Origin of the sequence: Komagataeibacter diospyri (assembly GCF_043995075.1) — a bacterium.
Taxonomy (GTDB): domain Bacteria; phylum Pseudomonadota; class Alphaproteobacteria; order Acetobacterales; family Acetobacteraceae; genus Komagataeibacter; species Komagataeibacter diospyri.
This window is the reverse complement of record NZ_CP171836.1, coordinates 1,867,789-1,879,624: the sequence shown is the minus strand read 5'-3', so window position 1 is coordinate 1,879,624 and position 11,836 is coordinate 1,867,789. Positions and strand designations below refer to the sequence as shown.

The 11,836-nt window shown below is 58.8% G+C and carries 11 protein-coding genes; 9 read left to right on the top strand and 2 right to left on the bottom strand.

The annotated features are described in order from the left end of the window. Positions 1 to 54 precede the first annotated feature (54 nt). Positions 55 to 651, bottom strand: a complete 597-nt coding sequence (locus ACE2AA_RS08860) for a TetR/AcrR family transcriptional regulator (protein WP_141260801.1) — start codon at positions 649 to 651, stop codon at positions 55 to 57. Between the two features lie 79 nt (positions 652 to 730). Next, positions 731 to 1,636, bottom strand: coding sequence for a LysR family transcriptional regulator (locus tag ACE2AA_RS08855; protein WP_395369492.1), 906 nt, complete (start codon positions 1,634 to 1,636; stop codon positions 731 to 733). Between the two features lie 172 nt (positions 1,637 to 1,808). Between ACE2AA_RS08855 and ACE2AA_RS08850 the strand changes: the two genes are divergently transcribed. The 9 genes from ACE2AA_RS08850 to add all read left to right on the top strand — a co-directional run bounded on the left by ACE2AA_RS08850 (position 1,809) and on the right by add (position 11,817). Further along, positions 1,809 to 2,810, top strand: coding sequence for a Rieske 2Fe-2S domain-containing protein (locus ACE2AA_RS08850; RefSeq protein ID WP_395372170.1), 1,002 nt, complete (start codon positions 1,809 to 1,811; stop codon positions 2,808 to 2,810). 13 nt (positions 2,811 to 2,823) lie between these two features. Beyond that, a complete protein-coding gene (locus ACE2AA_RS08845; protein ID WP_395369490.1) occupies positions 2,824 to 3,768 on the top strand; it encodes a PDR/VanB family oxidoreductase in 945 nt (314 codons plus the stop codon). Positions 3,769 to 3,867: 99 nt separating this feature from the next. Next, entirely contained in the window at positions 3,868 to 5,490 is a 1,623-nt protein-coding gene (locus ACE2AA_RS08840) for an MDR family MFS transporter (protein WP_395372168.1), read from the top strand. A gap of 85 nt (positions 5,491 to 5,575) precedes the next feature. After that, positions 5,576 to 6,130, top strand: a complete 555-nt coding sequence (locus tag ACE2AA_RS08835) for a TetR/AcrR family transcriptional regulator (protein ID WP_141300812.1) — start codon at positions 5,576 to 5,578, stop codon at positions 6,128 to 6,130. A gap of 210 nt (positions 6,131 to 6,340) precedes the next feature. Next, complete coding sequence (shc, locus tag ACE2AA_RS08830) at positions 6,341 to 8,344, top strand: squalene--hopene cyclase (RefSeq protein ID WP_227000924.1); 2,004 nt, start codon at positions 6,341 to 6,343, stop codon at positions 8,342 to 8,344. A 246-nt stretch (positions 8,345 to 8,590) separates the two neighbouring features. Then, the gene (locus tag ACE2AA_RS08825) at positions 8,591 to 9,181 is read left to right on the top strand and encodes a TetR/AcrR family transcriptional regulator (RefSeq protein WP_395369488.1); all 591 of its coding nucleotides are present in this window, start codon (positions 8,591 to 8,593) and stop codon (positions 9,179 to 9,181) included. Continuing rightward, positions 9,178 to 9,384: a hypothetical protein gene (locus tag ACE2AA_RS08820; RefSeq protein WP_395369486.1), complete on the top strand. Its 207-nt coding sequence runs from the start codon at positions 9,178 to 9,180 to the stop codon at positions 9,382 to 9,384. Before ACE2AA_RS08825 ends, ACE2AA_RS08820 begins: the two co-directional genes overlap by 4 nt. Further along, complete coding sequence (locus tag ACE2AA_RS08815) at positions 9,381 to 10,751, top strand: sodium:solute symporter (RefSeq protein WP_395369485.1); 1,371 nt, start codon at positions 9,381 to 9,383, stop codon at positions 10,749 to 10,751. The genes ACE2AA_RS08820 and ACE2AA_RS08815 overlap by 4 nt, the downstream gene beginning before the upstream one ends. A 31-nt stretch (positions 10,752 to 10,782) precedes the next feature. After that, positions 10,783 to 11,817, top strand: a complete 1,035-nt coding sequence (gene add, locus ACE2AA_RS08810) for an adenosine deaminase (protein WP_395369483.1) — start codon at positions 10,783 to 10,785, stop codon at positions 11,815 to 11,817. Positions 11,818 to 11,836: the final 19 nt, after the last annotated feature.

Below are 11,836 nucleotides of genomic sequence, written 5' to 3'. Positions count from 1 at the left end.
AGACCGGTCATCTATTAAAATCGTGGAACAGGGCACTCTGCCATGCTCCGGAAACTAGATTTCCAGTAGCTGCCTGCTTGCTGCCCAGGCATGATCAAACGGCGGAGAACTGTGGGTGATCTTTACCATAAGCGTCGAACCCAGCCAGAGCTGGTACAGCGACGCCGCCAGCACTGGCGCGGGTTGCCGTGTATTGCCAATGGACCCTTCCGCCTGACCAGTGGCAATGACTGCGCTGATCCGGTCAATGACCGTACGGGTGCCGACATCCAGAATGGCGCGCATCCGTTCGGACAGGTCCGATACTTCAGCCGCCAGCTTTACGATCAGGCATTTGTTCCCGATCTGCCCTTCGATATGGGTATCGCGCCAGAACTGGCAGTAGCGTGTGATCCGTTGTGCCGCATTCCCCTGACCGTCACTAAGGATATCGTTCATCTTGATCAGATAGTCATCGATGTAAGTCTGAAGCAGGGCTTCGCCAAATGCTTCTTTGGACTCGAAGTAATGGTAAAACGATCCCTTGGGAATGCCCGCGACATCCAGTATCTGCGCCAGACCGACAGCCGAAAAACCACGCTGGCCGATCAGCGGCCGGGCCGCTTCAAGGATGTGCTGCCGGGCAGCGCGATGTTTTTCTGCAATCTTCATGGGAGTGTATATAGGGCGGAGCGGCGTGGGTGTCCATGAAAAAATTAGACCAGTCGTCTTTTTCTTCGAATCCATCTGCTCAGGTCATATGCCGGGACATGATGTCCTCGATAATGTTCTCGACCAGATGCGTGGTGCGCGAAAGCTGGCGCGTGCGGTCATGCACCAGTGCCAGCGTAAGGTGCGGCACGTTTGCACCCACAAGTGGCACAAACGCCAGATCCCCCCGCATGACTTCGGACATCACATCCAGAAAGCTCAGGAAACAGATGCCGATGCCGGTTGTGACAAGGGAAATGATCATCTGGACATTATTTGCCCGTGCCGCAACGTGGGGGATAATGCGCCGGGTATCCATAAGCCGTGCGAAAACGGACGAAAGTGCAAGCGGCTGTTCCGGCACGATCATGGGGTAATCTGCGCATTGCGTCAGCCTGATGGCGGTATGTTGCGCCAGCGGGTGGTCGGGTTGGCAGACAAAACCAAGCGGAAAGGACATGCGGCGGATGATCGTAAGGTCGCGCATTTCTTCGGGGTCCAGAACCAGGGCAAGGTCGCCTTCGCCAGACAGCAGGGCCTGATGAATCCGTTGATTGTCGCGGATGTTCATGTTCAGCACCACGCCGGGGTGGCTGTGGTTCATGCGCGTGACCAGTTCGGGCAGGAAAGCGCGTGACAGGGCTTCGGGCGCCAGCAGGTCAACCTGGCCACGACGTATGCCCTTCAGGTCATCAATCTGGCGGTTCAGGTCATCAAGATCCCTGATCCAGCGCCGCGCACAGCCATACAGCAGTTCGCCCGCCGCCGTCAGGCGCATGCCGGTGGGCAGGCGTTCGAACAGCGGGGTCTGTAACTGTTTTTCCCCCAGCAGGATGTGCCGGTTGATGGCGGACCCCGCAATGTGCAGGTCCTCGGCCGCCCTGCGGATGGAGCGGTGGCGGGCCACAGCCAGGAAATAGACCAGAAAGCGGGAAAAGGGCTGCATGCGTTCTTATTTTGCGAATGAATAAGGATCAATTATGATATATCTGAGAGCGCGTCGCATGTGAAATGATCTTTCTGAAAGCCGCCGGACAGTCCCGGCCCGTTCAGGAGAACCGATCGTGACCACCACAGCCAGCATCCGTCCCGCAGAAACCCGCAGCCTTCCCCGCACCATGACGTTCGATATGGATGACTGGAATATTCTTGCCCGGTGCTGGTATCCCGTTGCCCTTGTGCGTGAACTGGGTGAACAGCCGCTGGGTGTTACCCTGCTGGATGCGCCGCTGGTGGTCTATCGGGCGGGTGAGGGTATTGTCATTGCCGATGATCTGTGCCCCCACCGTGGCGTGCCGCTCAGCATGGGGAAAGGCGACGGGCAGACCGTGGCCTGCGCCTATCACGGGTTCCGCTTCGGCGGGCAGGGGAAATGCGTCCGGGTTCCCGCCCACCCCGACAGCGCCATTCCATCAAAGCTGAACCTGCGTACCTATCCGGCAGTGGAACGATATGGCCTGATCTGGACCTGCCTGCGGCCGGAAGGGGATACGGTCGCCATTCCGCCCATGCCGCACTGGAATGACCCGGCCTTTCAGCAGATCAACTGCCCGTGGATCGATATTGCCGGTTTTGCAGGAAGGCAGGTCGAGGGGTTCATTGACGTGGCGCATTTTGCCTTTGTCCATACCGATACCTTTGCCGATCCCGAAAATCCCGTTGTGCCGCCCTATAAAACCCGCATCACGCCGGATGGGTTCGAAGCGGAGTACCGCAGCAGTGTCGGCAATTATCCCATCGGTAAATCCGACCGGGGGCGTCCAGGCTTTGAATGGCTGCGGCATTTCCGGGTGCATGTGCCTTTTGTCGCGACACTGGAGATTCATTTTCCCGATAACGGCCGCCTTGTCATCATGAATGCGGCCTCACCCGTATCAGCCCGCCAGACGCGTATGTTCGCGCCCATGTGCCGTAACTTCGACAGGGATCTGCCGCTGCAGGATGTGTACGATTTCAACCTGAAGGTGTTTGAGGAAGACCGCGCACTGGTGGAAGCCCAGAAACCGGAAAACCTGCCACTGGATCCGACGCTGGAGGCGCATGTGATGGCGGACCGTAGCTCGATCGCCTATCGCCGCGCCCTGCGCACGATGGGGCTGAGTCAGTTCTTTACTGCCTGAAGGAAGCCCGGCCATGTCTACCCTGTTTCCTGTCATCATTGATGCGGCAGCACCGGAGGGCGCCGGATGTGTACGCCTGCGTCTGGTTGCCCGCCCCGGTGATGACGCCCTGCCTGATTTTGAACCCGGCGCGCATATTGATGTCATGACGCCTGCAGGCATGATCCGGCAGTATTCCCTGTGTGGACCGGCTGATGATCCATCCGCTTATGAATTGTGCGTCAAGCATGAGGCGGATTCCCGTGGCGGATCGGACTCACTGTGCACGCAGGCCCGGCAGGGCATGGAGTTGCAGATATCCGGCCCGCGCAATGCGTTTTCCCTGCCACCGGCGCAGCACTACATTCTTGTCGCGGGTGGAATTGGTATAACCCCGCTGCTGTCCATGATGGTACGGCTGCAGCGTAACAGTGCCGACTGGCAGCTTTATTATTACGTCCGTGTGCCGGGCCAGGCACCGTTTGGGGATATGCTGCGTGAAAGTCCTTGTCGGGACCGCGTCCGGTTTAGCCAGAGCCTGAAAAACGGGTATCCGGATGCGCTGGACAGGCCATGTGCCGATACGGCGATCATGCTGTGCGGACCGGATGGTTTCATGAATGCCGTTTATGCTCATGCCATTGCGGCCGGGTGGCAGGCGGACCAGATCCATACTGAATATTTTCGGCCCACGGAACCGTCGCATGTCCTGTCAGACCGTCCGTTTGACGTGGTTCTGGCGCAGTCGGGGCAGACTGTGACCGTGCCTGCGGGGCAGAGCATTGCATCCGCCCTGCTGGCGGCGGGGGTGGACGTTTCCCTGTCGTGCGAACAGGGCATGTGCGGTGCCTGTGTCGTGCCGCTGCTGTCCGGTGAAGGGGACCACCGGGATATGGTCCTGACGGAAGAAGAACAGGGTAGTCATATTGCCCTGTGCTGTTCACGCAGTCGCAGTCCATCCCTGACACTGGATATGTAAGAAATTGTAAAAAAGAAAAGGTTTCGGAAGTCGCCTTTTCCTGAAAAGGCGACGTTTCATGAAGCTTTTTGAAAAAGCCTTCCCCGGAACGTCTGCATGATGTGCTGGATGCTGCAGGCCGCTTTTCCGTTCTGGGCGATCAGGGGCGTTGCCTTGCCTGTCCCGCATGACTGGCTGCATGATCGGTTTTTGACGTTACAGGATCCCTTCGTGCAGCCTTCTTCTACTGTGGCAACCGTTTCCGCCTATACACCCGCGACACGCATCCTTGTTTTCAGCGGCCTTATCCTGACCATGGTCATGGGGGCGCTGGATCAGAGCATCGTATCGACCGCGCTGCCCACCATTGTTACCGACCTTGGCGGGCTTGCACATATGTCATGGGTGGTTACGGCCTTCATGCTGACCTCCACCATTGCAACACCCATGTATGGCAAGCTGTCCGACATGTTTGGCAGAAGGCCGTTGCTGGCGTTCAGCATCGGGGCTTTTCTTGCGGCGTCCCTGCTGTGTGGGCTGGCGCAGGGCATGTGGCAGCTGATCGTGTTCCGCGGGCTTCAGGGCATCGGGGCAGGCGGGCTTATGACACTGTCGCAGACGGTGATCGGCGACATGGTTGCGCCGCAACAGCGCGGACGGTATCAGGGCCTGTTTACCGGGGCGTTCGCGGTCAGTAGCGTGGCGGGCCCCTTTCTGGGGGGCGTGCTGACCAGTGCGCTGTCATGGCGGTGGGTTTTCCTTGTCAACCTGCCGGTCGGCGGTCTGGCCATGGTGCTGGTCATGCTGGGCCTGCCTGCGGGTCAGCGCGAGGCCAGGCCCCGGATTGATTATGCGGGCGCTGCGTTGCTGAGTGTGGCGACAGCGGGTTTCCTGCTGCTGTTCAATTCGCTTGGCACGACACTTGCGTGGACTTCGCCGCTGACATGTGCGCTGCTTGGCGCCAGCGTGGCGTTTTTCATGCTGTTCATCCGCCAGGAACGGCGCGCACCCGAACCGCTGGTCAGTCTTGACCTGCTGCGTATCGCCAGTTTTTCCATCTGCGTTGCTGCGACTGGCATCATGTCGTTCGCGATGATGGGATCATTGGTTTTTCTGCCGCTTTACTACCAGCTTGTCCTTGGGCAGACCCCGGAAATGTCGGGATTGATGATGCTGCCGCAGGTGGGCACGATGATGGTCAGTTCGGTGGCGGGGGGGTATGTCTCATCGCGGACGCAGCGTTATGCGCCACTGCTTGCGCTGGGTGTCGGCATCGAATTCTCGGCGCTGACCCTGATCGCGCTGTGCGCCCATCATGGCGCGCCTGCCCTGTTCTTCCTGCTCAGCCTTGGGGGACTTGGCGTGGGTATGGGGATCGGCATGCCCAATGCAACGGTCATCATCCAGAACTCCGTGCCGCCCGGCATGCTGGGAATAGCCACGGCCATGATGTCCTTCATCCGCTCGCTGGGTGGGGCGCTTGGTGTTGCGCTGTCAGGTGGCGTCATGGCGCTGACATTGCACAACCGACTGCATGCCCTGCCGGAAAAGATTGATGTGACGGCATTTCTGGAAAAGGGCATGGCCGCCGTCCACGGGCTGTCGCCTGAAATGCACCTGCAGATACGTGATGCCTACAAAGCTGCGATCAGCGCCAGCCTGAGCGTCAGCAGCAGCTTCATGTTCGTGGCGTTCCTCATGATTGTCGGGTTGATGGTGCGTAACGGGCGGCCATCCGCCTGATATGCGGCACGGCTGATTCCGGGTTGCGCGATGACAGTGCGTGTTTTATTTCCATACGATCGGATTGAAACGGCAGAGGCACCGCATGGCGCGTCCCAGAACCATTGACCGTGAAAATGTCCTGGACTGTGTCGAACATCTTGTCCACCGCGAAGGCGTGGCGGCCCTGACGCTGGAAGCCGTGGCAAGGGAAGCGGGCATTACCAAGGGTGGCCTGCAGTACTGCTTCGGCAGCAAGGACGACCTGATTACCGCGCTGATCGACCGCTGGCTTGCGGCATTTGATGCAAGCGTCGCCCGGCATATCGGCCCCGATGCCGGTATTATTGACCGGGCGCGTGCCTATGTCCTGACCGTCAGCCAGATTGATGATACAACCCAGATCAGGATGGTGGGCATGCTTGTCACCTTGCTTCAGTCGCCAAAATATTTACAGAAGATACGTGCGTGGTACGCGGGGTGGTTTAACGGGTGCGATCCTGACTGTCGGGAAGCACGTCAGGCCCGCACCGCGATCTTTGCCGCTGAAGGAGCATTTTTTCTAAGGAGCCTCGGTTTTATGGAAATGGACCCGGGATGGTGGAAAACGGCCTTTGCCGATTTTCAGCATCTGATCCTGTCCGACCCCCGCACGCCGTGATTCAGGCCAACAAGATCATTCAGATCCTCCATGACATTTCGCACAGGTATGGAAAACATGACTAGGGAAAGTCGCCCGTTAACAAAGACCGCCTCATCTTCCGACGCAGTAATCCACGATATCGCTTCCGGCACTACTTTCCCCGCAGCTGGTATTCAGTCCGTGAAGGGGAAGGATAAATCCCTGCCCGCGGCTTCGGCGCTCCGGACAATGGATAACAGTCTGTCCCATGCAATTTCTTCCGCCTGTGACTGGCTGGTCGGGCAGCAGAAACCCGACGGGCATTGGGTTGGCCCGGTTGCGTCCAATGCCTCCATGGAGGCGGAATGGTGCCTGGCCCTGTGGTTCCTTGGTCTTGAAGATCACCCGCTGCGCCCCCGTCTGGGCAAGGCGCTGCTGGAAATGCAGCGCGAGGACGGATCATGGGGCACCTATTATGGCGCCGGGAATGGCGACATCAACGCGACGGTCGAATCCTATGCTGCCCTGCGTTCCCTTGGTTATCCTGCCGATGATCCCGCTGTAAGCCGGGCCGCTACATGGATCGCCAGCAAGGGGGGGCTGAAAAACATCCGTGTCTTCACGCGGTACTGGCTGGCCCTGATCGGGGAATGGCCGTGGGAGAAAACGCCGAACCTGCCGCCTGAAGTCATCTGGTTTCCCAATAAATTCGTCTTTTCCATCTACAACTTCGCGCAGTGGGCGCGTGCGACACTGGTGCCACTGGCCATCCTGTCTGCACGCAGGCCCAGCCGCCCGCTGCGCCCGCAGGACCGTCTGGACGCCCTGTTTCCCGGGGGGCGCGCGAATTTCGATTACGAACTGCCCGCCAGAGGCGAACGGGACCTGTGGGACAGGTTCTTCCGCACGACAGATCGTGGCCTGCACTGGCTGCAGTCCAGATTCCTCAAACGCAATACCCTGCGTGAAGCTGCCATCCGGCACATGCTGGAATGGATCATCCGTCATCAGGATGCTGATGGTGGCTGGGGCGGCATTCAGCCGCCATGGGTTTATGGCCTGATGGCGCTGCATGGCGAGGATTATCAGTTCCATCATCCGGTCATGGCCAAGGCACTGTCTGCCCTGAATGATCCCGGCTGGCGGCATGACAGGGGCGATGCAAGCTGGATCCAGGCCACGAACAGCCCGGTATGGGACACCATGCTGGCCATCATGGCGCTGCACGATGCTGATGGCGAAACCCGGTTTTCGCCGCAGATGGAAAAAGCACTGGGCTGGCTGCTGGACCGTCAGGTCCGGGTCAAGGGCGACTGGTCCATCAAGCTGCCGGATGTGGAACCCGGTGGCTGGGCATTTGAATATGCCAATGACCGTTATCCCGACACGGATGACACCGCCGTTGCGCTGATCGCGCTTTCTTCATGCCGTAACCGGGAAGAATGGAAAAAACGCGGGGTGGAGGACGCCATTCGCCGTGGGGTGAACTGGTTGATCGGCATGCAGAGTGAATGTGGCGGCTGGGGGGCGTTTGACAAGGACAATAACCGCAGCATCCTGTCAAAAATTCCGTTCTGTGATTTTGGCGAGGCCCTTGATCCGCCATCCGTTGATGTGACGGCGCACGTTCTGGAAGCCTTTGGCGTTCTGGGTCTGCCGCGCGACCTGCCTGCCATCCAGCGTGGGCTTGCCTATATCCGCGCCGAACAGGAACCGGATGGGCCGTGGTTCGGTCGCTGGGGTGTCAATTACCTGTATGGCACGGGTGCGGTCCTGCCCGCCCTTGCCGCAATTGGTGAGGACATGACGCAGCCCTATATTACCAGAGCCTGTGACTGGCTGGTGGCGCACCAGCAGGAAAATGGCGGCTGGGGTGAAAGCTGCGCGTCCTATATGGAACTGTCCGCGGTCGGGCGCGGCCCGACCACGCCATCGCAGACCGCGTGGGCGCTGATGGGTCTGATCGCGGCCAACCGCCCGCAGGATTACGGGGCGATCGCTCGCGGGTGCCGTTACCTGATCGACCTGCAGCAGGCTGACGGTAGCTGGCATGAAAAGGAATTCACCGGCACCGGATTCCCCGGTTACGGGGTTGGCCAGACCATCAGGCTGGATGACCCCGCATTGTCAAAACGGCTGCAGCAGGGGGCAGAACTCTCGCGTGCCTTCATGCTGCGCTATGACCTGTACCGGCAGTTTTTCCCGATCATGGCGCTCAGCCGTGCATCACGTCTGATGAAACTGGAAAAGTAGGTCTTCTGGCTGGGGCGCGTCCTCAGCCACTAGCCGGATCGAAAAATAGCGGTTTTCTGGCTAACGTTGCGCGGGACGCGTCCTGCTGAACTTTTCAGGCTGTCTTTGCGGCAGCCTGCCCCTGTCGCGTCCCGTCGTCGTCATTTCGTCAATCATGATAGGGCCCATGTAAACGGCACAACATGTGTAATTGACTCATTTACGGCATTATGACACACGTGTGTCATAACTGCATGTGTGTGTCATATGTTACGTGAAGAATATGCCGCCCTGACCCGACAGCGCATTATCGACAGCTTCATTGCCCTGCTTGAAGAAATGGATGATGTGGCAGTCCCGACGTCTGCCATTGCAAGGAAGGCGGATGTGTCATTGCGGACTGTCTATCGCTATTTTCCATCACGTGATGATCTGCTGCGCGCGACAGGTGACTGGCTGAATTCGGAAGTCTTCGGGCTGGTATCCGGTACGAATGAAAAGGAACTGGTGCAGGGTTTCCGTACGGCTGCGGAGAAATTCGACAGTCGTCCCAATCTTGCCCGTATCCTTGCCCTGACCCGCATCGGGCGCTCAATGCGCATCCGGTTTCGGAATGAACTGGCAATTCGTCGGCGTCAGGCATTGTGGCGTGACACGCCCGATGTACCGCCAGCGGCCAGGTTGCGGGCGGAAGCTGTCGTGGCCTGTCTGGATAACGTGCTGTCGTGGCTTACGCTTAAGGAAGAATTTGGCATGAACGGCAAGGACGCAGGTGCCGTCATCAGTTGGGCAATAGAGCTTGTCCTGCGCGAAACCCGTGCTGAAGCCAGCCGGCATGATGATACGGGACAGCCATGAATCCGGATCGTCAGCCAGGTCGACCGGATTGGCGGCGTGTCGCACTGGGCCTGGGTGTGCCGTTCATGGCCATTGTTCCTGTCGCCCCGTTTCTGGGATTCCTGTCGTGGACGATTATGGGGATTCCGGTCATCCTGGTCTGGATGTTCGTCTGGTTCCCGCTGACATCCCTCTGCCTGTGGCTGTGTGAGCAACGATCATGATGGCTGCGATTGTGGCGTGTGTTGTCCTTCTGTCGCTTGGCGCGGCCTGCCTTGCCCGATCGCGTTCGCAGCATCTGTCGGTGGAAACACTGCTGGTGGCGGACAGGGCGCTGCCTGCTCCCATGCTGTTTATCCTGACAGTGGGGGAAATCTACAGTATCGGGTCGATTGTTGCTTTCCCTGCCGGGCTGTACGCCCATGGGATCAGTTATGGATACTGGTTTCTGGGTTATCTTCTGCTGGCATTTCCGGTTGGGTATTTTGTCGGTCCCGCCATATGGGAACGGGCCCGGCGATATGATGCCTGCACGGTGCCAGAAGTATTTGGCAGGCATTTCGGAAGCCGTATTTTCGAACGCCTGACAGCATGGGGATGCATTGCCGCACTGGTGCCGTGGGGACAGTTCCAGTTTATCGGGCTGCGGGCGACGCTGGGCATGATGGGCCTGCCGGGCGCGCCGGCGGCGGGACTGGCGGGATGTGCGGTCATTGCCTTTGCATATGTGGCATTGGGTGGCATGCGCGCATCGACCTATGTCGCGTTTCTCAAGGACAGCCTGATGCTGTTCGGGATTGCGGCTGTTGGTGTGGCGGCAATCTGCGCGCAATATGGTGGGACAGGGGTACATGTCGCCCATCCTGTCGTGTTCCGGCAGCCTGCCGTGACGGATATGGTCTTTGCCGTCAGTACGATTGTCTATCAGGGTGTCGGGTTCTATTTCCAGCCATCCGTTACGCCGTACCTCTTTACGGCGCGTTCTGCACAGGCGGTGCGCAAAGCCATGGTGTTCATGCCGCTTTACATGCTGATGTATCCCTTTGCTGTATTTGCCACGTATTTTGCCGTCCGTTCATTGCCACCGCTACATAATGCGAACGGGGTGTTTTTTCATGTGGCGAACGTACTGTTGCCCCCATGGGTGGTGGCATTGGTCATGGCGGGCGCAGTACTGGCGGGATTGCTGGTTCTGGCCGCGACATCGCTGAACATTGCGGCGATGATGACACGCAGCATCATGCCCCGTCTGGCGCACGGACATCCGCGGCGGGCGATCAATCTGGGTGTTATCCTGTTTCTGGTGCTGGCGTTGGTGGCAACGGCGCATGCCCCCGCCATCATGCTGACGGCACTGAACATCAGCGGTTATGTCGGCATCCAGTTTGCATCGTTGTGGTTTGTTGTCCTGCTGGACTGGCCTGTTTCAGCGCGCGTCGCGGGGGCAGGGGTCGTGTGTGGGGCTGCAACTGCGATTGCACTGTTCGCCAGCGGCCTGTCCGTTGGGGGCATCAATCCGGGTTTTATAGGGCTTCTTGTCAATTGTGCGGTTGTGTTCTGCCCGCTGTGGCGCGGGAGGCGCGTTGCATGACGGCCCCCGAAAAGGATGAGCGAGTATGAATATGGATGCGATTATACGGAAGATTCCAAAAATTGACCTTCATTGCCATCTGGCGGGGGCGGTGCGGGCCACGACGGTCATGTCCCTGGCGGCAGGGAATGGTGTCGCACTGCCCATAACCGATCCGGATGCGTTTTACCGTTTTACGGATTTCTATGATTTCCTGTCCCGGCTTGAGATCATTGGAAAGTGCATCATCACGCGTGATGATTTCGCACGCATAGCCTATGAAGCGATGGAGGATGGATACCGTCAGGGCAACCTGCGCTATGCCGAGTTTTTTTTCAGCCCCGATTATCATTATCCCCATGGGGTCCGGTACACGACAATAGTAGATGGCCTGATTGATGGCCTGCGCGCGGCAGAAACGGAACTGGGTGTGGTCGGGCGACTGATCCCGGCCATCAACCGCGAACTGGGGCCGGAAGCTGCCATGACCATGGTCAGGGACGTTGTGGCCAATCCACGCGCGGAAGTCATCGGGATCGGGATGGATTGCGCGGAATGCAAGGGACCGCCCGAACTGTTCCATGATGCCTATGCACTGGCGCGCGCTTCGGGACTGCGCTGCACGGCTCATGCCTGTGAAGATAACCAGACGCTGGAACAGGCGCCTCCCCAAAACGTCATGACGTGTCTTGATGTGCTGGGCTGTGACCGGATCGACCATGGCTATAACCTGCTGGCCGATCCCGAACTGGTCTGTCGCTGCCGTGAACGTGGCGTGGCCTTTACGGTCTGCCCGCAGACCTGTGTGCCTGAACGCTTGGAAAAACGCTGGACGTCCCTGAAGGCCATGGCGCAGGCTGGCCTGTCCATGGTTCCCTGTACCGATGATCCTGCCATGTTCGCGACGGATATCGGGACGGCGTACGTTACGATGGCTCGTGTATTATCACTGGACGTGCATGCGGTGGCAGACCTGTCGCTGCAAACGATTGATGCGACATGGCTGCCGGATGTGGAAAAAGATGCCCTGCGGAACGACTTCAGACAGCAGATCAGATCACTGATCGGATTACGCGACGACAACTGAGTGAACGTCGCATCTTTAT

Coding starts and splice junctions, on each gene's coding strand:
- ACE2AA_RS08860 (WP_141260801.1), bottom strand. CDS start 651: ATGAAGATTGCAGAAAAACATCGCGCTGCCCGGCAGCACATCCTTGAA.
- ACE2AA_RS08855 (WP_395369492.1), bottom strand. CDS start 1,636: ATGCAGCCCTTTTCCCGCTTTCTGGTCTATTTCCTGGCTGTGGCCCGC.
- ACE2AA_RS08850 (WP_395372170.1), top strand. CDS start 1,809: ATGACGTTCGATATGGATGACTGGAATATTCTTGCCCGGTGCTGGTAT.
- ACE2AA_RS08845 (WP_395369490.1), top strand. CDS start 2,824: ATGTCTACCCTGTTTCCTGTCATCATTGATGCGGCAGCACCGGAGGGC.
- ACE2AA_RS08840 (WP_395372168.1), top strand. CDS start 3,868: ATGTGCTGGATGCTGCAGGCCGCTTTTCCGTTCTGGGCGATCAGGGGC.
- ACE2AA_RS08835 (WP_141300812.1), top strand. CDS start 5,576: ATGGCGCGTCCCAGAACCATTGACCGTGAAAATGTCCTGGACTGTGTC.
- shc (WP_227000924.1), top strand. CDS start 6,341: ATGGATAACAGTCTGTCCCATGCAATTTCTTCCGCCTGTGACTGGCTG.
- ACE2AA_RS08825 (WP_395369488.1), top strand. CDS start 8,591: ATGTTACGTGAAGAATATGCCGCCCTGACCCGACAGCGCATTATCGAC.
- ACE2AA_RS08820 (WP_395369486.1), top strand. CDS start 9,178: ATGAATCCGGATCGTCAGCCAGGTCGACCGGATTGGCGGCGTGTCGCA.
- ACE2AA_RS08815 (WP_395369485.1), top strand. CDS start 9,381: ATGATGGCTGCGATTGTGGCGTGTGTTGTCCTTCTGTCGCTTGGCGCG.
- add (WP_395369483.1), top strand. CDS start 10,783: ATGGATGCGATTATACGGAAGATTCCAAAAATTGACCTTCATTGCCAT.